This is a genomic window from Hymenobacter armeniacus (genome assembly GCF_014699055.1).
Lineage (GTDB): Bacteria > Bacteroidota > Bacteroidia > Cytophagales > Hymenobacteraceae > Hymenobacter > Hymenobacter armeniacus.
Genome location: NZ_JACXAC010000008.1, coordinates 79,139 through 97,699 on the forward strand (window position 1 = coordinate 79,139; position 18,561 = coordinate 97,699).

Annotated in this window: 20 protein-coding genes; 9 read left to right on the top strand and 11 right to left on the bottom strand. The window is 62.4% G+C overall.

Annotation, left to right across the window (positions count from 1 at the left end; translation table 11 throughout):
- Positions 1 to 16: 16 nt before the first annotated feature.
- The 3 genes from IC234_RS20990 to IC234_RS21000 form a co-directional block, all read right to left on the bottom strand.
- Complete coding sequence (locus IC234_RS20990; RefSeq protein ID WP_190928601.1) at positions 17 to 424, bottom strand: VOC family protein; 408 nt, start codon at positions 422 to 424, stop codon at positions 17 to 19.
- Positions 425 to 550: 126 nt separating this feature from the next.
- On the bottom strand, positions 551 to 1,882 hold the full coding sequence (locus tag IC234_RS20995) for an NAD(P)/FAD-dependent oxidoreductase (protein ID WP_190928603.1): 1,332 nt from the start codon (positions 1,880 to 1,882) through the stop codon (positions 551 to 553).
- 90 nt (positions 1,883 to 1,972) lie between these two features.
- Positions 1,973 to 2,389, bottom strand: a complete 417-nt coding sequence (locus IC234_RS21000) for an META domain-containing protein (protein ID WP_190928605.1) — start codon at positions 2,387 to 2,389, stop codon at positions 1,973 to 1,975.
- Positions 2,390 to 2,581: 192 nt separating this feature from the next.
- Here IC234_RS21000 and IC234_RS21005 point away from each other — a divergent pair, with 192 nt between their 5' ends.
- A complete protein-coding gene (locus IC234_RS21005) occupies positions 2,582 to 3,022 on the top strand; it encodes a DUF2141 domain-containing protein (protein WP_190928607.1) in 441 nt (146 codons plus the stop codon).
- A gap of 233 nt (positions 3,023 to 3,255) precedes the next feature.
- Positions 3,256 to 5,160: a T9SS type A sorting domain-containing protein gene (locus tag IC234_RS21010; RefSeq protein ID WP_190928610.1), complete on the top strand. Its 1,905-nt coding sequence runs from the start codon at positions 3,256 to 3,258 to the stop codon at positions 5,158 to 5,160.
- Between the two features lie 7 nt (positions 5,161 to 5,167).
- Here IC234_RS21010 and IC234_RS21015 read toward each other — a convergent pair whose 3' ends face one another.
- Both IC234_RS21015 and IC234_RS21020 read right to left on the bottom strand, forming a co-directional pair.
- Complete coding sequence (locus IC234_RS21015) at positions 5,168 to 5,653, bottom strand: YdeI/OmpD-associated family protein (protein ID WP_190928612.1); 486 nt, start codon at positions 5,651 to 5,653, stop codon at positions 5,168 to 5,170.
- Between the two features lie 80 nt (positions 5,654 to 5,733).
- Entirely contained in the window at positions 5,734 to 6,720 is a 987-nt protein-coding gene (locus IC234_RS21020) for an aldo/keto reductase (protein ID WP_190928614.1), read from the bottom strand.
- Positions 6,721 to 6,873: 153 nt separating this feature from the next.
- Between IC234_RS21020 and IC234_RS21025 the strand changes: the two genes are divergently transcribed.
- On the top strand, positions 6,874 to 7,575 hold the full coding sequence (locus tag IC234_RS21025) for a DsbA family oxidoreductase (RefSeq protein ID WP_190928616.1): 702 nt from the start codon (positions 6,874 to 6,876) through the stop codon (positions 7,573 to 7,575).
- A gap of 141 nt (positions 7,576 to 7,716) precedes the next feature.
- Here IC234_RS21025 and IC234_RS21030 read toward each other — a convergent pair whose 3' ends face one another.
- From IC234_RS21030 to IC234_RS21040, 3 genes are all read right to left on the bottom strand, one after another.
- A complete protein-coding gene (locus IC234_RS21030) occupies positions 7,717 to 8,166 on the bottom strand; it encodes a GNAT family N-acetyltransferase (protein WP_190928618.1) in 450 nt (149 codons plus the stop codon).
- 9 nt (positions 8,167 to 8,175) lie between these two features.
- On the bottom strand, positions 8,176 to 8,865 hold the full coding sequence (locus IC234_RS21035) for a DUF6624 domain-containing protein (protein WP_190928620.1): 690 nt from the start codon (positions 8,863 to 8,865) through the stop codon (positions 8,176 to 8,178).
- Between the two features lie 99 nt (positions 8,866 to 8,964).
- Positions 8,965 to 9,306 carry a hypothetical protein gene (locus tag IC234_RS21040; RefSeq protein ID WP_190928622.1) on the bottom strand — a complete coding sequence of 114 codons (342 nt, stop codon included), beginning with the start codon at positions 9,304 to 9,306 and terminating at the stop codon, positions 8,965 to 8,967.
- A 151-nt stretch (positions 9,307 to 9,457) separates the two neighbouring features.
- Here IC234_RS21040 and IC234_RS21045 point away from each other — a divergent pair, with 151 nt between their 5' ends.
- Positions 9,458 to 9,823, top strand: a complete 366-nt coding sequence (locus IC234_RS21045) for a VOC family protein (protein WP_190928625.1) — start codon at positions 9,458 to 9,460, stop codon at positions 9,821 to 9,823.
- 74 nt (positions 9,824 to 9,897) lie between these two features.
- Here IC234_RS21045 and mfd read toward each other — a convergent pair whose 3' ends face one another.
- The gene (gene mfd / locus IC234_RS21050) at positions 9,898 to 13,311 is read right to left on the bottom strand and encodes a transcription-repair coupling factor (RefSeq protein ID WP_190928627.1); all 3,414 of its coding nucleotides are present in this window, start codon (positions 13,309 to 13,311) and stop codon (positions 9,898 to 9,900) included.
- 178 nt (positions 13,312 to 13,489) lie between these two features.
- Here mfd and IC234_RS21055 point away from each other — a divergent pair, with 178 nt between their 5' ends.
- Positions 13,490 to 14,272 carry a metal-dependent hydrolase gene (locus IC234_RS21055; RefSeq protein ID WP_190928628.1) on the top strand — a complete coding sequence of 261 codons (783 nt, stop codon included), beginning with the start codon at positions 13,490 to 13,492 and terminating at the stop codon, positions 14,270 to 14,272.
- Positions 14,273 to 14,668: 396 nt separating this feature from the next.
- Positions 14,669 to 15,667: an NYN domain-containing protein gene (locus IC234_RS21060; protein WP_317173422.1), complete on the top strand. Its 999-nt coding sequence runs from the start codon at positions 14,669 to 14,671 to the stop codon at positions 15,665 to 15,667.
- 71 nt (positions 15,668 to 15,738) lie between these two features.
- Here IC234_RS21060 and IC234_RS21065 read toward each other — a convergent pair whose 3' ends face one another.
- Positions 15,739 to 16,215, bottom strand: coding sequence for a PaaI family thioesterase (locus tag IC234_RS21065; protein WP_317173423.1), 477 nt, complete (start codon positions 16,213 to 16,215; stop codon positions 15,739 to 15,741).
- 106 nt (positions 16,216 to 16,321) lie between these two features.
- On the opposite strand from IC234_RS21065, the gene IC234_RS21070 reads away from it, so the two are divergent.
- Positions 16,322 to 16,627, top strand: a complete 306-nt coding sequence (locus IC234_RS21070) for a DUF962 domain-containing protein (protein ID WP_190928632.1) — start codon at positions 16,322 to 16,324, stop codon at positions 16,625 to 16,627.
- Here the strand turns inward: IC234_RS21070 and IC234_RS21075 are convergent.
- Complete coding sequence (locus tag IC234_RS21075; protein ID WP_190928634.1) at positions 16,624 to 17,088, bottom strand: GNAT family N-acetyltransferase; 465 nt, start codon at positions 17,086 to 17,088, stop codon at positions 16,624 to 16,626. The two genes, IC234_RS21070 and IC234_RS21075, sit on opposite strands and share 4 nt — an antisense overlap.
- Before the next feature lie 102 nt (positions 17,089 to 17,190).
- Between IC234_RS21075 and IC234_RS21080 the strand changes: the two genes are divergently transcribed.
- Positions 17,191 to 17,682, top strand: a complete 492-nt coding sequence (locus IC234_RS21080; protein WP_190928636.1) for a YajQ family cyclic di-GMP-binding protein — start codon at positions 17,191 to 17,193, stop codon at positions 17,680 to 17,682.
- An 87-nt stretch (positions 17,683 to 17,769) separates the two neighbouring features.
- Positions 17,770 to 18,540 (top strand): TerC family protein, encoded by a 771-nt coding sequence (locus IC234_RS21085; RefSeq protein ID WP_317173424.1) that lies wholly within the window; start codon positions 17,770 to 17,772, stop codon positions 18,538 to 18,540.
- The last annotated feature ends 21 nt before the right edge of the window (positions 18,541 to 18,561 follow it).

Here is an 18,561-nt window from a genome sequence, read left to right on the forward strand (position 1 = left end):
GTGTCGGCGCGGCGCGTCAGCTGGGTTCCCAGAGCTCCAGCTTGTGGCCGTCGGCGTCCAGCACGTGGACGAATTTGCCGTAGTCGTAGGTCGCGATGTCGTCGAGGACGGTGACGCCGTTGGCGCGCAGCTGCTGCACCAGCCCCTCCAGGTTTTGCACCCGGTAATTAATCATGAACTCCCGGGTGGAGGGCGCGAAGTAGTCGCTGCCCCGCTGGAAGGGGCTCCACTGCAGCTGCTGCACTTCATCGGGGCGCTCGGCGCTGCGCGATTCAAACGTGGCGCCGTAGTCGTTCACTTCCAGGCCCAAGTGGCGGGCGTACCAGTCGCGGGTGGCGGCCGGGTTGTCGGAGAAAAAGAAAATGCCACCGATGCCCGTCACCTTGGGGGCGGGGGGGCGAGGAGAGTCGTGCTGTTCTTCCATACTGATTTTGCTCGTTGAGAACGCGCTGGGCGCAAACGGGCTCAATATCGACAAAATAAAAGGCGGTAAGCCTCTAGTGCCCAGGTGCAGGAGTGCGTAAACGAGTTTAGGCCTGCCACTGCTTCCTCACACTATCGCCTTGTCCTCCACGCTCGTTTCCACCAGCGTCGACTTGGTTTTGCCGATGATGTAGCGCAGGCCCTTGTCGTAGCTGAGGTAGCTCCAGGTCCACTGCAGCAGCACCATCAGGCGGTTGCGGAAGCCCACGAGCGACACCACGTGCACCACGCTCCAGGCCAGCCAGGCCAAGACGCCCTGCAGGTGGTATTCTTTGCCGAAAAGCTTCACATCGGCCACGGCGTGGTTGCGGCCGATGGTGGCCATGGCGCCCTTGTCGTGGTACGCAAAGGGCTGCATGAGCTGGTTGGTGAGCACGCGGTAGATATTTTCGCCCAGCAGGCGGCCTTGCTGCAGGGCGGGCTGGGCCACCATGGGGTGGCCGTCGGGGTACTGCTCGGTTTTCATCAGGGCGATGTCGCCGATGGCGAAGACGTTTTCGTAGCCCTGCACGCGGTTGTACACGTCCACGGCGTAGCGGTTGCCGGGCAGCAGGCAAGTGGCGTCGAGGCCTTTGATGGGGGCGCCCGTGACGCCGGCCGCCCAAATGAGCGTGCGCGCAATGAGCTGCTGGCCGTTGTTGAGCGTCACGGTGTAGCCGTCGTAGGACTTCACCCGCGCCTCCAGCCACACCTGCACCCCAAACTCCTGCAGCGACTTCAGGGCCTGCGCCGAAGCGTTGGCCGACATGCCCTTCAGCAGCACCGGCCCGCTCTGCACCAGGTGAATGTCCATTTCCTTGAAGTCGATTTCGCGGTAGTCCTTCGGGAATACGTGCTTGCGCAGCTCGCTCAGGGCCCCGGCAATCTCGACGCCGGTGGGCCCGCCGCCCACAATCACGAAATCGAGCAGGCTGTTGAGCTGCTCCATGTCGCCGAGCTGCAGGGCCTGCTCGAAGTTGGAGAGCACCGTGTTGCGCAGCTCAATGGCGTCTTCCACGCTCTTGATGGCGATGGCGTTTTGGGCCATCTGCTCGTCGCCGAAGTAGTTGGTGGTGGCGCCGGTGGCCAGCACCAGGTAGTCGTAGCGCACGCAGCCGATGCTGGTTTCCACGATTTGGGCCTGGGCATCGACCGACAACACCTCGGCCAGCCGAAAGTAGAAGTTGTCCTGCTCGTTGAGGATTTTGCGAAACGGCGACACGATGTCGCCCTCGTCCAGCCCGGCCGTGGCCACCTGGTAGAGCAGCGGCTGGAAAGTGTGGTAGTTCTGCTTGTCAATCAGCACCACCTGCACGGGGGCGTGGGCCAGGGCCTTGGCCAGCTCCAGCCCGCCAAAACCGCCGCCTACTATCACCACGCGCGGCTTGCCGAGGTCGTCTATTTTCGTTAACCCTTCCATTGCGAATCACTAGTGCCGGGCCCGAGCAGCCCCATGGTGCTGCTTACCGCGTTTGCGCGCATGGGGTTGCCGGCACGGCCGCCCGGCGCGCTACTGCCCGGCCCGCCGAAACGTGAGCCGGGGCGCGGCGGCCGTGGCATCGAACAGCCGCAGCTGGCCGTCGCTGATTTCGTAGCGCGCCGTCAGGGCCAGGTTGTCGAGGTACTGGGTTTCGAGCTGCTGCACGGGGCAGGCCGCGCGCGTCGGTATCGGGGCCGTCAGCGTGAGGGCCTGCCCGGGGCCCAGCGCGAAGCGGCCGCTGAAGTTGTTGCACGGCCCCAGGCCCACCACGGCCTTGCCCAGGTCCTGAAATTCGAGGTAGGACCGGGCCGTGCCCGAGTAGCTGGAGGCCGCCACCGGAAACGCGTCGATGGTGGCCAGCGTCCAGTGGCCGGTGAGCGGCGCGGCGGGCGCGGCGCTTTCGTCTTTCTCGCAGCTGCTCAGGGCCAGGGTTGCAAGGAAAGCCACGGGAAACAGGCGCCGGAAAGTCATCGGAACGGGGCGGGTGAAAAGGTGAAGCGACCGCGCAATAGTAGCAAAAAAAACGGCACCGGCCACCACGCCTCGGCGGCCAGCGGCCGGCGCAAAACCAGCTGTTATCGAACTCTTTCCGTAAAGGCGGGTGTTGCCTGCCTACTTCCACCGTTTTGCCTTCCGCTTATGACTTTATTGCCCCTTGCTGCGCTGTTGATGGGTGGGTTGCTGCTGAGTGCGGCCGCTCCCGGCCCCAACGCCCCCCAGCCCGTCACCGTGACCGTCACCTCGCTGGTGTCCACCACTTCGGCGGTGAAGCTGTATTTCTACAACACCCGCGAAGGGTTTCTGAAAAGTGGCAAGTGGGCGTTTTCCAAAACCGTGAAGCCGGCCGGCAAGAGCGAGTTCACGCTGCCCGTGGAGCTGCCCCAGGGCGAGTGGGCCGTGGCCATCACCCAGGATTTGAACAACAACGACAAAATCGACAAGAATTTCCTCGGCATCCCCACCGAGCCGTATGCTTTTTCCAACAACGTGCGCCCCACCGTGGCCGCGCCCGGTTTCGATGAGTGCAAGTTTATGGTGGACGGCCCCGGCAAAGTGGTCAGCATCGTGCTGAAAGACTAAACCAAGCGCCGACGCCCCATCGAGGCTTCCGAAAGCCCTCGGCCACCACGCGGCCGGGGGCTTTCGTGCTTTTGGTCGATTTGGATAAATGCAATTTGGGGCAGCTATGTTAAAAAATGAATTTTTGTATTTATTGATTAAAGCACTGAAAGCGTGGTGTTTGACTTTGGTGCAAGGACGAGGTGCTCCGTAGCTTTGCTCGTTCCAAACTCTGTTCACCCACCTTTTTTTCAATGATGCAAACCTTTACTTTCTTTTCACGGCCGCTGGCCGGTTTGGCAACGGGTGGGCGCGTGTTGCGCGGTGCCGCGCTGGCGCTGGCCTTGACGGCCGCCGCGGCCAGCAGCGCATGGGCCACCACTTTCGTGGTCACCAATCCGGTGAAAAACGATGCCTTCGTGCTGAACACCAACGACGTGCTGACGATTAACTCCAACGTCAATTTCGGCGGCAGCATTACCGTACAGGGCAACAATACCGTCATCAACAATTTCGGCTCCATTTCCAACAACGGCGTCGTAACGGTGAACAGCGGCACGACGGGCACAGTCATCAACAACCAGGGCACCGTGCCGTCCCAAAACGTTTTTCTTAATGCCACCACCACCATCAACAACGGCAGCGCCACCGAAACCAGCGGCGTCACCTGGACGGGCTACGTGGGCAACCGCTTTACGGTGGCCCCCGTCATCAACAACTTTGCCGTGTGGACGGGGCAAATTCAGCCCCTACCCGGCGGTACCATCAACAACAAAAGCGGCGCCAACTGGAACGCCTACATGACCGTAAGCGCCTCCCTCACGGTAAGCAACGAGGGCTCTTGGAACTCGCAGGTGCAGCCCAGTGGCAACCCCACCTTCACGTTTACCAACGCCGGCACGTGGGCCGGGCTAGTGTCGGCTAATGGCTACACCACGTCGGTGACGAATACGGGCATTTGGAGCGGTCAAATCGACTACAGCGGCTCCCTTACCATCCTCAACAGTGCCACGGGTACTTGGACCGGCTTGCCCAATGGCAACTCCGGCACGCTGGCCATCACTAACGGCGGCACCTGGACCAAGGGCGGCTTCAACTTCCCCAGCACCGGCCCCAACACCTTCGTGAACCAGGCCGGAGCCACGGCCAGCTTCAACGCCACGCTGGGCCTGAATGGGGCCACGTCGTTTGTGAACAGCGGCACGCTGTCGCTGAACCAGTCGTCGCTGCTGCCCAACGGCGCCAGCATCACCAACAACGCCGGCGCGGTGCTCACCCTGCCGCTCGGCAGCGGCTCGCCGGCCACGTTCACCAACGCCGGCACCATCACCAACAACGGCCGCATCAATGCCACCAGCGGCGCCTTCACCAACAGCGGCACCATCAACAACGGCCGGGCGCTGATTGCCGTAACCGGCAACTTCACCAATGCGGGCACCATCACTGGCCCGGCGGCGCCGCTGCGCGGCAGCATCACCGCCACGGCGATTTCGGTCAATTCAGGCACCTTCGGCGTGACGGGCCAGCTGGACTTTTGCGATGCCGGCAGCCCTGCAAACGGCTTCGACACAGCCGGCGGCACCATCGGCAGTGCCACTACTTTCTGCCTGAACAACCCCCTGCCCGTCGAACTCACCAGCTTCGCGGCCCAGGCCGATAAGGGCAAGGTACAAATACGCTGGAGCACGGCCACCGAGCGCAACAGTGCCGCCTTTGTGGTGGAGCGCAGCGCCACCGGCGACGCTTTCGCGGCCGTGGCCGAAACCAGAGCGCAAGGCAACTCGACGCGGGCCGTAGAATACGTCCTCGTCGACGCAAATCCCCTTCCGGGCACCAGCTACTACCGCCTGCGCCAGCTCGACGCCGATGGCACCGTGTCCTACTCCAAAGTGGCCACCGTGAGCGTCGCAGCCTTCCACCAGCCCGTCGACTTTTATCCCAATCCCGCCTCCGACCGCCTCACGCTGGACCTCACCGCCGTGCCCGCCGCGCCCTGCGAAGTGCGCCTCCTGAGCCTGACCGGCCAGGCCGTGCTGGCCGCCACCTTGGCGGGCGGCCGGGCCCAGGAACTGCCGCTGGCGGGCGTGCCCGCGGGCCTGTACTTGCTGCACGTGCGCACGGCGCAAGGCAGCACCGTGCGGCGCGTCGAGAAACGCTAAGCTAAATTCAGTCGCCCCGAAATGGGTGCAGGCCCCGCGCCAGTCGTTCCGTGAGGGTCACGGCGCGGCGGGCGCGGGTTTCGGCTTGTTTGGCCTCGGCCACCAGCCGGGCCATGGCGCGGCGGTGCGCGCCGCTGTAGCGCTGGAAGGCGGCTTCGGCCTCGGGCCAGGCCGCCAGGGCTTCGGCCAACTCATCGGGCAGGTCCACGTGGTCGGGGGCCGGGTCGGGTGCAATGGTCACGTCCAGCCACTGGCCCAGCGCGATGCCCACCGCGCGGCACGCGTCCTTGTTCACCATGAGGTAGCGCCCGCCGCCTTCCAGCGGCAGCAGTCCCAGCCGCAGCGAGTGCCCGTTGATGCCGACGACGACGCGCTTCGCGCTTTTGCCGCCCAGGGCCGCCAGCACGTCGGCGGGCACCACAATGGTTTGGGTGGGCATGAAGCTGGGGCCGCCCGGCTCCAGTTTGGCGCGGAAAGAAACGGAAAGTGCCATGGCAGCAGGGAAGGGGTGCGGCACAAAAGTAAAAGTGCCAATGGTTGCTTCCTTCCGCTCCTTGCCGGGGCGAAGCTGCATTACGCCAATTCGCGCAGCTGCTTGTTGATGAAGTCGACTTCCTCAAACGTCAGCTCGAAATCCATGGCGCGGGCGTTTTGCACGGCCTGCTCGGGGTTGCGGGCGCCCACCAGCGCCACCGTGATGCCGGGTTGGGCCAGCGTCCAGCGCAGCACGAGCTGGCCCAGGGTCGCGTTTTTGGTTTCGGCCAGGGGGCGAATCTTGTTCAGCACGTCGTTCACGCGCTTCACGTTTTCGGGCGTGAAGAGGCGGTGGCCCCGGCGCAGGTCGCCCTCGCCAAACTCCTGGCCGGGCTTCATCTTACCCGTGAGCAGGCCCAGCTGCAGCGGGCTGTACACCAGAATGGCCTTGTGGTGTTCAATGCAATACGGCACCACGTCCTGCTCAATGTCGCGCCGCACCATGCTGTAGGGTACCTGGTTCGAGGCGAGGGTGAGGGTCTTTTCGGCTTCCTGCATCTGGGCCACCGAGTAGTTGCTCACGCCGCCGGCGCGCACCTTGCCCTGCTCGATGAGGCGGCTCAGGGCCTCCATCGTTTCGTCGATGGGCGTGGTCACGTCGGGCCAGTGCTGCTGGTAGAGGTCGATGTAGTCGGTGCCGAGGCGGCGCAGGCTGTTTTCGCACTCCTTGATGACGCTGTCGCGACCGGCGTATTTGTACACGTCGAGGTCGTGGCCGTCGTTGTCCTTGGTTTTCATGGCGAAGTCGCCCTTGGCCAGGTCCCAGCGCATGCCGAATTTGGTGAGAATTTGCACCTTGTCGCGCGGCAGGCCTTTGATGGCCTCGCCCACAATTTCTTCGCTGAAGCCCATGCCGTACACGGGGGCCGTGTCGATGCTGGTCACGCCCAGGTCGTAGCTGGCCCGGATGGCGCCCACGGCGTCGTTTTGCTCGGTGCCGCCCCACATCCAGCCGCCGGCCGCCCAGCTGCCAAAGGTGATGCGCGAAACCGAAACGCCGGAGGTGCCTAATTCTTGGTATTCCATAAGGGGATTGGTCGGGTGAAAGGCCGCATTTGGGCCGGGCTTGTTAACTAAGGTTTGGGGCCGAAGGTTGTAGCCCACGCCCTTTCTCCCCCGAAACTTTTCTGCACTCCCGCTGCTTGTAGCCACTTCCATTGCTGCAAAAATCCCAACGATATGAAAGTTGAAATCTGGTCCGACGTCGTTTGCCCGTTCTGCTACGTGGGCAAGCGCAAGTTTGAGAATGCACTGAAAGACTTCGCGCACCGCGACGAGGTGGAAGTGGTGTGGCACAGCTTCGAGCTGGACCCCAATTTTGAAGCCGTGCCCGGCGAAAGCATCCACGAATCCTTGGCCAAGAAGAAGGGCGTTTCGCCCGCCGAAGGGCGCCGCATGAACGACTACATGACCAACGTGGCCAAAGAAGTCGGCCTAAATTATGACTTCGAGAAAGCCATTCCGGCCAATACTTTCCTGGCGCATCAGCTCATTCACCTGGGCGCCCACCACGGCAAGCAGGACGCCACCAAAGAGCGCCTCTTTGCCGCCTACTACACCGAAGGCCAAAACATCGGCGACCTCGACACGCTGGTGCAGCTCGGCACCGAAGTGGGCCTCGACGCCGCCGAAATCCGCGAAGCCCTGACCAACGGCACATACGCCAACGCCGTGCGCTTCGACGAATACCAGGCCCAGCAAATCAACGTGCGCGGCGTGCCCTTCTTTGTGTTCGAAGACAAGTACGCCGTGTCGGGCGCGCAGCCCACGGAGCTGTTTGCCGAAGTGCTGGAGAAAGTCTACGACGAGTTCAAGCCCGCCAAACCGGCGCTGGTGACCGTTGCCGATGGCCCGGCTTGCGGCCCGGAAGGCTGCGACTAAGCGCTGCTGTTGTAGGAAAGCATCAGGCCGTCATGCTGAGCGCAGTCGAAGCATTTCTACCGCCGAAGTAATTATTTACTCTTCGCGATAGAGATGCTTCGACTGCGCTCAGCATGACGGTTTTTTGTATTGTGTTTAAGCTTACGCCCGCCGCATGGGAATGTGCGGAATGCCGTCTTCCACGTACATCGGCCCGCACTGCTCGTAGCCGAAGCCGTTGTAGAAGCCTTCCAGGTGCTGCTGGGCGCCGATTTTGTTGGGCTGCGGGCCAAACAGGGCATCCGAATGCAGCAGGGCCTGGCGCATGAGATCGCGGCCTAGGCCGAAGTTGCGGTAGGGCTGCGCCACGATGACGCGGCCGATGCTGGCCTCGTCGTAGGACTTGCCGGCCGGAAACAGGCGGGCGTAGGCCACCAGCTCACCGCCTTCGCTGTAGCCCAGCAAGTGGTAGGCGTCGAGGTCCTGGCGGTCGATGTCCTGAAAAACGCAGTTTTGCTCCACCACAAACACCTCGGAGCGGAGGCGCAGCACGTCGTAGAGAATGAGGGGCGGAAACGAGTCGAAGGCGATGCAGTGCCAGCGGATGGTCATGGGCAATGGTTAGTCTTTGGGCATTTTGGCAACTTCCTGCAGCGTCACCACGCGGTAGGCAATGCCGAGGGCGGTGGCGTTTTGCTCCACGGTGGTGGCGAAACCGGCCTGGCGACGGCGCTCGTTCACGCCCGCCGGGTCTTTGATGGGCCAGATGAACGGCGGCTGGCCCTCGCGCCGGCCGGTGGCGCGGTTGGTGTGGCTGTAGCTCATGCCCTGCGTGCCGTAGAGCTGGGGCTTGCCGTCGCGCATGAGCTGGCGGTCCAGCATCTGGGCATAGAGCCGAAAGGGCAGCTCGCTCTTGTCAGCCGCCTTTTTGATAACGGGCAGGTACTGTTTGATGACTTCGGAGTGCTGGATGACGTTCCACACGGCCTCGTTGGTGGGCTCGCCCACCAGCGACTTGCCGGGGTAGCCGTATTGCTTCACGATGGCGCGCACGCGCACCAGGTTGGCCGAATCGGTGTGCTGCATCTGGCGCATGATGTAGGGCAGCAGGCGGACTTTCGTCACGCCCAAGGCCGTGGCCAGCGAGTCGGGGCGCCGGCTGATGCGGCGGTCAAACAGCATCAGGCGCCAGCGCTGGTCGGCCGTGTAAATGCTGTCCAGCTCACGCTTGAGCGCCGGATTGGGCGCGGCCTGGGCCCGCGCCGAGCCCGCCGCCGACAGCAGCAACGTCACCAACACAACAACTTTCATACGCGGCAATAAAGGCGGGTGGGCAAGATACGGGCCGGACAAAAAAGTCCGGCCCGCTGCGCTAACAACGGGCCGGCCCCAACGATTAATTCCGGCGGATTATTTCTTCGCGCCCGGTTTGGCGTTGCTGTTTTTCGACATCGTTTCGATGTTGCCGCTGCCCGTGCCACCGCCCTGCCGCGCCGACTGGGTGGTGGAGCTGGACCGCGAGGCGCGCGTGGCGCCCGTGGCCGGCGCGGTGTTGATTTTCTGGCCCGTGCGCTTGCCGCTCACCTTCGTGTTGGGCGCGATGGTGGTGGCCGTCGGCGCCGGGGTGTCGGAGTTGCTGCTGGACGCGCGTTGCGCCGCCGACCTGGTTTTGCCCTGCGAAGGCGGCGTGGTTTGGGCCGAAACCGTGGTGACGCCCGCCGCCAGCGCGGCCAGGATGAGGAGCTTTTTCATAAAAAGGAAAGGGAAATGCGGAAAGGAACTGTGGGTCTTACGGCATTTGCGGGGGCACCGTTGGCTTGAAAACCCTACGATTTAGCTAACCCGCTTGCACGGTCTTTCTGCCCGTTTCGGTATCTTGTCGGCTCATCGTTTATGCTTTCGCATGAAGCCGGTTATCAAGTCCATGCGCCCTTTCATCGGCGCCCGCAGCTTCGACGTTTCCCGCAGCTTTTACGCCGCCTTGGGCTTTCGCGAACAGGTGCTGTCGCCCACGCTGTCGGTGTTTTCGGCTGGAAGCTTTGCCTTCTACCTCCAGAACGCCTACGTGGCCGAATGGGTCGACAACACGATGGTTTTTCTGGAAGTAGAAGATGTGGACCAGTACTGGGCCCAGCTCGTGGCCCTCGACCTGCCTGCCGCCTATCCCGGCGTGCGGCTCCTGCCGGTCAAAACCTTCGACTGGGGCAAAGAATGCTTCGTGCACGACCCTTCCGGCGTGCTCTGGCACATTGGGGAGTTTGCGCGGTAGGGCAGGCTGGCCCGTCGGTCACTGCCGAGACGCGAAAGGTCGCGTCTCGGCAGTAGTACGGGTCCTGTTCGGCGTTATGCCGTCACGGTTTCCTCGCTGCCCAGCTCGCTGAGCACACGCTTGGCCTGCTGAATGGACCGCACCTCGTCGAACGTCACGATGAGCTGCTCCTTATGCTCCTTTAGCTTGGCCGTGCGCGGGTGCGTTTGCACGTAGTTGAGAATGGTGCCGAACTGCTCGCCCTGGAAGTATGCCTTGTGCTCCTCGCTGGCGGCCAGGTAGCCCTTCAGCGTGTCGCGCTTGAGCGTGATTTTGGTGAAGCCCACCTTGCAGGCCTGCCAGCGCAGCCGCACGATGTCGGCCAACTGCTCCACCTCGGGCGGCAGCGGGCCGAACCGGTCCGTCATACTCGTGAGCAGCTTCTGCAGCTCCTCCGGCTTCTGGGCGCGGTCGAGCTTGGCGTAGAGCTGCAGGCGCTCCGACACGTTGCTCACGTACTTCTCCGGGATGAGGACTTGCTGGTCCGTTTCCACGTTGCACTCGCGGCTGCGGCCCGCGCCAGCTGCCATTTGCAGCCGCTGATTGGAGTCGCCCAGGAACAAGTCGCGGAATTCGGTTTCCTTGAGTTCCGTCACGGCTTCGTCCAGAATCTGGTGGTAGGTTTCGTAGCCCAGGTCGTTGATGAAACCCGACTGCTCGCCGCCCAGCAGGTTGCCCGCGCCGCGAATGTCCAGGTCGCGCATGGCCACGTTGAAGCCCGCACCCAGGTCCGAAAACTCTTCCAGCGTGCTCAGGCGCTTGCGGGCGTCGCTCGGCAGGTTGGCCACCGGCGGCGTGAGCAGGTAGCAGTAAGCCTTGCGGTTGGAGCGGCCCACGCGGCCGCGCATCTGGTGCAAGTCGCTCAGGCCGTGCAGGTGGGCGCGGTTGATGATGATGGTATTGGCATTGGGAATGTCGAGGCCCGACTCAATCAGGTTGGTGCTCACCAGCACGTCGTACTCGCCCTCCACGAATTTCATCATGCGCTTTTCCAGCAGGTCGCCCTCCATCTGCCCGTGAATGGTAGTGATGCGGGCGTCGGGCACCATTCGCAAAATCATGGCCGCTTGCTCGTCGAGGTCTTTCACGCGGTTGTGCACGAAAAACACTTGGCCGCCGCGCTTCAATTCCCGCGCCACCGCGTCCCGAATCAGAATCTCGTCGAACACGTGCAGCTCCGTTTGCACCGGCTGGCGGTTGGGCGGCGGCGTGGCAATCACGCTCAGGTCGCGGGCGCCCATCAGCGAGAAGTGCAGCGTGCGCGGAATGGGCGTGGCCGAGAGCGTGAGCGTGTCCACGTTCACCTTCAGCTCCTTGAGCTTGTCCTTGGTTTTCACCCCAAACTTCTGCTCTTCGTCAATCACCAGCAAGCCCAGGTCCTTGAACTTGATGTCTTTGTTGGTCAGCCGGTGCGTGCCGATGAGAATGTCGGTTTTGCCCTCGGCCACGCGTGCTAGCGTTTCCTTAATCTGCTTGGTGGTTTTGAAGCGGTTGATGTACTCCACCGTCACGGGCAGCGTGGCCAGCCGGTCGCGGAAAGTCTTGTAGTGTTGCATGGCCAGGATGGTAGTGGGCACCAGCACGGCCGCCTGCTTGCCATCGGCCACCGCCTTGAAGGCCGCCCGAATGGCCACTTCCGTCTTGCCAAAACCCACGTCGCCGCACACCAGCCGGTCCATGGGGTGGGGCTGCTGCATGTCGTTTTTCACGTCCTCGGTGGCCTTGGCCTGGTCGGGCGTGTCCTCGTAGATGAAGCTCGATTCCAGCTCGGCCTGCATGAAGCCATCGGGCGAAAAGGCGAAGCCCGGCGCCGTCTTGCGCTTAGCGTACAGCCGGATAAGGTCGGCCGCAATGTCCTTCACCTTCTTCTTTACCGACTTCTTCTTGTTCTCCCACTCCGGCGAGCCCAGTTTGCTCATCGTCGGCGGCGAGCCCTCGGCCCCGCTGTACTTCGCAATCTTGTGCAGGGCGTGAATGCTCACCGTCAGCACGTCATCATCCCGATATACCAGCCGGATGGCCTCCTGAATCTGCCCGTTGATGTCGACCTGCGTCAGGCCCGCGAACCGCGCAATGCCATAGTCCTGGTGCGTCACGTAGTCGCCGGGCTGCAGGGTCTTCAGCTCACGCAGGGTCAGCGCCTTCTTCTTCGAGAACTTCTTGGTTTCCTGGGCCCGGTAGTAGCGCTCGAATAGCTGGTGGTCGGTGTACACGGCCAGCTCCAGCTGCTCGTCCACAAAGCCCTCGCGCAGGGCCAGCAGCAGGTGCTGAAACTGCACGTTGTTGTCGAGCTCATCAAAAATTGTCCGCAGCCGGTCGGCCTGGCGCACGGTGTCAGAAGCAATAATGGTGGTGAAGTTGCGCAGCTGGTTCTCACGCAGGTTTTTGGCCATGCGCTCAAACTCCTTGTTGAAGCTCGGCTGCGGCTTGGCGCTAAACTGGAAGGTTTCGGCGTTCTTGAAGTGGAAGCGCTTGCCGAATTCCACCACCGCAAACTCATCGAGCAGCTTCTTGAAGCTCTTGCCGCTCTCGAACAAATCGGCCGGCTTGCTCACAATCTGCATGCCGTGCGCCTCGGCCAGCATCTGCTCAAAGTTGGCCTCGGCTTTCTCAAACAGCTCGCTCACCACGTCCAGCGTCTGCCGCACATCTTTCACCCAAATGCAGGCCGTGCGCGGCAGAAAATCAAAGAAGGCTTCCCGCGTCTCGTGCAGCATCTTGGTCTGCACGTTCGGGATAATGCTGATGCTCGGCCGCGGCTCCACCGACAGCTGCGTTTCGGGATTGAACGTCCGAATGCTCTCGATTTCATCGCCGAATAATTCCAGCCGAAACGGCAGCTCGTTCGCGTAGCTAAACACGTCCACGATGCCGCCCCGCACCGCGTACTGCCCCGCTTCGTACACAAAATCCGTCTTCTCAAAGTCGTATTCGCCCAGCAGCTCGCCCAGGAAATTCACGTCCAGCTTGTCGCCCACTTTCGCGTTGAAGGTGTTCTTTACCAGGCTTTGCCGGTTGATAACCTTCTCCGTCAGCGCCTCCGGGTAGGTCACAATGAACACGCTGTTGCCGGTGCCGGCGTTGCGCGTGGTGTTCACGCGGTTCAGCACTTCGGCGCGCATCAGCACGTTGGCGTTTTCCGTCTCGTCGAACTGGTAGGCCCGCTTGTAGGAGCTCGGAAACAGCAGCGCCTCCGGTCCCTCGGGCAACAAGTGCTGCAGGTCGGAGAGGAAATAGGCGGCCTCGTCCTTGTCGTGCAGCACGAACACGTGCGGGTGCTGGCCGTGGGCCACGGCGGCGGCCACCACGGCGTCTTGGCTGCCCACCAGGCCGCGCAGGTGCAGGCGCACGCTGCTGGGGTCGGGCTTGGCGGCACCGCGCAGGCGGGCGGCCAGGGTTTGCAGCTCGGGCGAAAGGCGATAGAGGCGGAGAAAATCGGCTACTTGCACAGAAAAGTGGGCTAGGCGGGCAAATGAACTAGCCCGGCCAAGGAAAATCCTGGTCGGGCTGCGGGGGTAAATACACGGCAAAGGTGGCGAAGGTTTCCAAGGCTGCCCGTAGCTTCGCGGCCATTGGTCACACGTTTCTGGTTGCTGGTTTCTCGCTGCTGGTTGCTGGTTACCTGTTTTGCCTTCACACCAGCAACAAGAAATCAGCAACCAGAAAGTAATGCGCGGCTCCTCTCACCTGGCCATTGGCCTCATCACCGGCGTGGCCATTGCGGGGCTGATGCCCGGCCTGCCGTTTTCGGTGCCTGGCATTGCCCTGGCCGGGTTTTCCAGCCTCGCCCCCGACCTTGACCACCCCGAGAGCCGCCTCAGCAAGCGCCTCGGCTTCACGCAGAACTACGTGCGCTGGGCTTTTGCCGCCGGCGCGCTGGCCCTCGCCGCCTACGCCTATTTCCAGCTGCGCGTGGGCTCGGAGCAGCGGCTGTATTACACGGTGGCCCTGGCCTTTGGGCTCATTGGCGTGGGCATGCAGGGGGGCTCGGCGCGGCGGCTGGCGCTGCTGTTCACGGGGCTGGGCACGGTGGTGGCGGGCCTCTACACCGAGCAGCTGTGGCTAAGCTTATTGGGAACGTTTGTGGCGCTGGCGCCTTTCACCGCGCACCGCTCCTGGACACACACCATCTGGGCCACGGGCCTGTGGACGTACATCGGCCACCTGGCCAACCAGCACCTCGGCTGGCACGGCGTGGCCCTGTTTGCCGGCGGCGGCTACGCCTCGCACCTCGTGGCCGATACCCTCACCAAAGCCGGCGTGCGGTGGTTTTTGCCCGTGGCGGACTATTCCTTTAAGATACCGCTCATCAGCACCGGGTCGGCCTCGGGCAACATGCTGGAGGTGGCCATCTGCGCCGGCTACGGCCTGCTGGTGCTGGGGCTGGTGGTGGGCCGTATGGGGTTCTAACCGGCTGCAACACAGCGACGGGCCCGGAGTGGCCTCTGTGCGGTGTTAGGCCCTGAGTAGCCTACTGTTGCATAAGTCAGCCAAGACCATTAGCTTCGCAGCAGATATGCCGACGAATTACGGCTGTATTCGCATTGATACGTGCTACTATCCAGCGTTTTCAAGCGATACCGCCACGAGTCATCCTTTTACGCTACCATTAAACTAGACCCTCCGAGCCGCCGGCCACTATACCAGGCCGGCTTCCGCTCCACTAAGTAGTGCTATCCTGGCTGGCAAACTGTACCGCGGAGCTTCGGCGCCGTGGTTGCGGCGGCCGTTCTGACTCATTCACGATAACTTGTCCCACTCAAAACACTTTTTCTAACTTTACCCCATTCCATACTCATGAACCAGATGAACAGCCCTTTGATTCGGGTTGGTGTCTTCTATGACGGCAACTATTTTCTAAAAATTAGCGACTACTACTATTTCCAGCACGAGCGCAAGGCCCGCATTAGCCTCGAAGGACTGCACGAATACATCCGCCACCAGGTAGCCGAAGAAGAAGACGTGGACGTGCGTCTGGCCCAAATCACCGACGCCCATTTCTTCCGCGGCCGCCTTTCCGCCACCGAAGCCCGCGACAAGGACCGCCTGTTTCACGACCGCCTGCTCGACGACATTTTGATGAACCTGGGCGTGCAAACGCACTACATGGCACTCAAAACCCGCGACGGCCGCCTGCAGGAAAAAGGCATCGACGTGTGGCTCTCGCTCGAAGCCCTGGAGCTGGCCCTGCACAAAACCCTCGACGTGGTGGTGCTCATCGCCGGCGACAGCGACTACGTGCCCCTCATCCGCAAGCTCAACACCGTGGGCACCCGCGTGATGCTGCTGAACTGGGATTTCAAATACGAAGACTTCAAGGGCGAAACCCGCGTGACGCGCGCCTCGCAGCAGCTGCTGGAGCAGGTGACCTACCCCGTGGCCATGCACGACGTCATCGACCGCGGCCTGCAGCAGCAGGACGAAGTGGTGGAAGCCCTGTTTGTGAACCAGACCGAGCCCGCCGCCTTTGCCCCCAGCACGGCCGCCGCGCCCAAGCTGGCCCGCCCCACCGGCCCCACCGCCGCTGGCCCCGTGGGTACGCTGGGCATGAGCACCATCAAAAACCTGAAAAACGGCTTCGGCTTCGTGGTGATGCCGCCGAACAACCTGTTTTTCAGCTACGCTGATTTGACCGAAGGCGACTTCAACGACCTGCGCGAAGGCGACTGGGTGGAGTTCACCGTGGGCCGCAACCACCGCGACGAGGACTGCGCCCGCAACGTGCGCAAAGTGCCCGCCCCGCAAATGAGCGACGGCGAGGACGACTACGAGCCGGTGAGCGTACACGCTTCGGCCGAGCTGTAAAACGCTACGCCTTTACTGAAAAAGCCCTGGTTCGTATGGAACCGGGGCTTTTTTATTTATTTACTGTTGGGTTACTGCAGCACCAGCTTGGCGAAATCCCGCTTGTTGGCCGGGTAGCGGTTGAAAGTGCCCAGGCCGCGGGCCACGGCCACCTCTTCCTGGCCTTCTTTCACCCGGTAGATTACGCAGCTGCTCACCACCAAGGTGTTGCCGGCGTGGTCGACCGTGCCGCGGGCCACCAGCTCGTCGTGCAGGTGCACGGCGTGCAGGTAGTTCATCTTGAACTCCACCGTCGACACAAATTCCAGCGTGGTGAAGGCCAGCGACAGCGCGGCCGCTCCCAAAGCCGCGTCCATGAGGCCGGCCAGTACGCCGCCGTGGCAGGTGTTGGGGGAGGAAAGGTGCTCGTCGCGCACGGTCATGCGGTATTCGGCCCGGCCGGGCTCGGGCACGGTCAGGGCCATGCCGTTGGTGCGGCCGTAGTGGTTCATGTGGCTGTAGGCGGCCACCATGGCGGCCAGGGTGGGAGCGGGGCGGGAGTCGGACACGGGTACCTGAGGAAAGTGAAGCGGTTGAGGTGGCAAGTTGGGCGAAAATCCGCGGCCTTTGCCGTACTTGGGAAGGTTGCGGGCCCAATCGCCGCTTCCGTAGCCCATGTCAGCCCTGCCCCTCACGTTTGCCGAATTTTACCCGCGCTACCTGCGCGAGCACAGCCGGCGCGGCACGCGGGTGCTGCACTTCATCGGCACGTCCCTTTTTCTGGTTTGCTTCGTGCTGCTGGTCTTCACGGGCCGGTGGGAGTGGTTGGTGGCGGGCATTGTGGCGGCCTACGGGCTGGCCTGGGTGGGGCACTTCTTCGTGGAGCACAACCGGCCGGCCACGTTTCAACACCCCTGGTATTCGTTGCTCGGCGATTTTAAGCTCTACGCCGACTTGTGGCGCGGCCGCGAGAAGTTCTAGAGCTGCTTGCGCATCAGAAAATGCGGAATGACACCGAACAGCGTGTGCGAGGGCTCCACCACCGCGTAGCCGTGTTTTTCATAAAAGCCCACTGCTGAGTCGCGCGAGTGCAGCATGATTTCGCGCAGGCCGGCGGCCCGGGCCTGGCTTTCGAGGTAGGCCACCACGCGGCTGCCCAGGCCGGTGCCGGCCGCTGCCGGCGCCACGGCCATGAAGCGCAGCTGGCCCTGGTGCCCGCTGCCGGTGGGCTGCAGCATGCCCACGGCCAGAGCCGTGGGCGTTTCGGCGGCTTCCTCGGCCAGCAGCAGGGCGTGCAGGGTGCCGGGCTCGTCGTCGGCGGGCACGTGCTCGGAGCCCGGGGGCTGCTGCCAGGGGCGGCGCAGCACCTCGTAGCGCAGCTGGTAGTAGGCGGCCCACTCGGCGGGCGTGCGGGGCGGACGAACGGCAGGAACGGAAGCCATGAGGAAAGAATGAAGAACGGGCAACCCCGGTCCGTGCGGGGCGTTACCTTTACGCCCCGGCCCCGGCCGGTTTCTCTTTCCAAAACTACTTCTCTTCCCGCTATGGCCTCCTTCGACATTGTGAGCAAAGTGGACCCGCAAACCCTGGAAAACGCGGTGAACACGGCCCAGAAAGAACTCCAGACCCGCTACGACCTGCGCGACACCAAGGGCGGCATCGAGCTCAACAAAAAGGAAAACACCATCCTGCTGTCGTCCGAAAACTCCATGCGCATCAAGGCCCTCGAAGACATCCTGCTGGGCCGCGTGGTGAAGCAGGGCATCGACGGCACCAGCCTTGATTTCACGGCCGACGAGCAGCCCAGCGGCCAACTCATCAAGAAAACCATCAAAGTGCGCGCCGGCGTCGACAAGGAGTTCGGCCGCAAAATCATCAAGGCCATCAAGGACGCCAAGGTGAAGGTGGAAGCCCAGATGCAGGACGACCAGGTGCGCGTGACGTCCAAAAAAATCGACGACCTGCAGGCCGCCATCGCCGTGCTGCGCAAGGCCGACATCGGCCTGCCCCTGCAATTCGTGAACATGAAATCCTAGCGAACACGGGGGGATGAGAAATGAGGAATGAAGCATTCCCATTTGGCCCATTCCTCGTGCTGCATTCCTCATTCTTCATTCAAAACAGTGTACGATTTCGGAGCTTTTGCCCACGCCGCTACCTGGGTTAGCCTGCTGACCCTCACGTTCATGGAAATCGTGTTGGGCATCGACAACATCATTTTCATTTCCATCGTCGTCAACCGGCTGCCGAAAGAGTTGCAGGCGCGCGGGCGCACCATTGGGCTGCTGCTGGCACTCATGTTCCGCATTGGCCTGCTGCTGAGCATTTCCTGGATTGTGAGCCTGCGCAATCCGCTGTTTCACCTGCCCGATTTTCCGTGGCTGGACCAGCCCTTCGGCGTGACCGGGCGCGACCTGATTCTGCTGGCCGGGGGCTTGTTTTTGATGTACAAGAGCACCACCGAAATTCACACCAAGCTGCAGGGCGAGGAAGAGGACGAAGCCGGTGGAGGCCCCAAAGCCACCATGATGAGCGTAATTCTGCAAATCATCGTCATCGACATCGTGTTCAGCTTCGACTCCATCCTCACCGCCGTGGGCTTGGTCGACAACGTACTGGTGATGATTGCGGCGGTGATTTGCGCCATGGGCATCATGCTGAGCTTCAGCGGGGCCGTGGCCAATTTTGTGAACAACAACCCCACCATCAAGATGCTGGCCCTGTCCTTCCTCATCATGATTGGCTTCATGCTGGTGATGGAAGCCGCCCACAAAGAGGTGGAAAAAGGCTACCTGTACTTCGCCATGGCCTTCTCGCTGGTGGTGGAACTGCTCAATCTGCGCCTGCGCAAAAAGAGCAAGCCCGTGCACCTGCGCGACTCGAAGTTCGATTAAATTTATTTCAACAGAAAAGCG

Excerpts from the sequence above, each read along its gene's own strand:
- IC234_RS20990 (WP_190928601.1), bottom strand. The coding sequence starts at position 424 with ATGGAAGAACAGCACGACTCTCCTCGCCCCCCCGCCCCCAAGGTGACG.
- IC234_RS20995 (WP_190928603.1), bottom strand. The coding sequence starts at position 1,882 with ATGGAAGGGTTAACGAAAATAGACGACCTCGGCAAGCCGCGCGTGGTG.
- IC234_RS21005 (WP_190928607.1), top strand. The coding sequence starts at position 2,582 with ATGACTTTATTGCCCCTTGCTGCGCTGTTGATGGGTGGGTTGCTGCTG.
- IC234_RS21010 (WP_190928610.1), top strand. The coding sequence starts at position 3,256 with ATGATGCAAACCTTTACTTTCTTTTCACGGCCGCTGGCCGGTTTGGCA.
- IC234_RS21015 (WP_190928612.1), bottom strand. The coding sequence starts at position 5,653 with ATGGCACTTTCCGTTTCTTTCCGCGCCAAACTGGAGCCGGGCGGCCCC.
- IC234_RS21020 (WP_190928614.1), bottom strand. The coding sequence starts at position 6,720 with ATGGAATACCAAGAATTAGGCACCTCCGGCGTTTCGGTTTCGCGCATC.
- IC234_RS21025 (WP_190928616.1), top strand. The coding sequence starts at position 6,874 with ATGAAAGTTGAAATCTGGTCCGACGTCGTTTGCCCGTTCTGCTACGTG.
- IC234_RS21030 (WP_190928618.1), bottom strand. The coding sequence starts at position 8,166 with ATGACCATCCGCTGGCACTGCATCGCCTTCGACTCGTTTCCGCCCCTC.
- IC234_RS21035 (WP_190928620.1), bottom strand. The coding sequence starts at position 8,865 with ATGAAAGTTGTTGTGTTGGTGACGTTGCTGCTGTCGGCGGCGGGCTCG.
- IC234_RS21040 (WP_190928622.1), bottom strand. The coding sequence starts at position 9,306 with ATGAAAAAGCTCCTCATCCTGGCCGCGCTGGCGGCGGGCGTCACCACG.
- IC234_RS21045 (WP_190928625.1), top strand. The coding sequence starts at position 9,458 with ATGAAGCCGGTTATCAAGTCCATGCGCCCTTTCATCGGCGCCCGCAGC.
- IC234_RS21060 (WP_317173422.1), top strand. The coding sequence starts at position 14,669 with ATGAACAGCCCTTTGATTCGGGTTGGTGTCTTCTATGACGGCAACTAT.
- IC234_RS21070 (WP_190928632.1), top strand. The coding sequence starts at position 16,322 with ATGTCAGCCCTGCCCCTCACGTTTGCCGAATTTTACCCGCGCTACCTG.
- IC234_RS21075 (WP_190928634.1), bottom strand. The coding sequence starts at position 17,088 with ATGGCTTCCGTTCCTGCCGTTCGTCCGCCCCGCACGCCCGCCGAGTGG.
- IC234_RS21080 (WP_190928636.1), top strand. The coding sequence starts at position 17,191 with ATGGCCTCCTTCGACATTGTGAGCAAAGTGGACCCGCAAACCCTGGAA.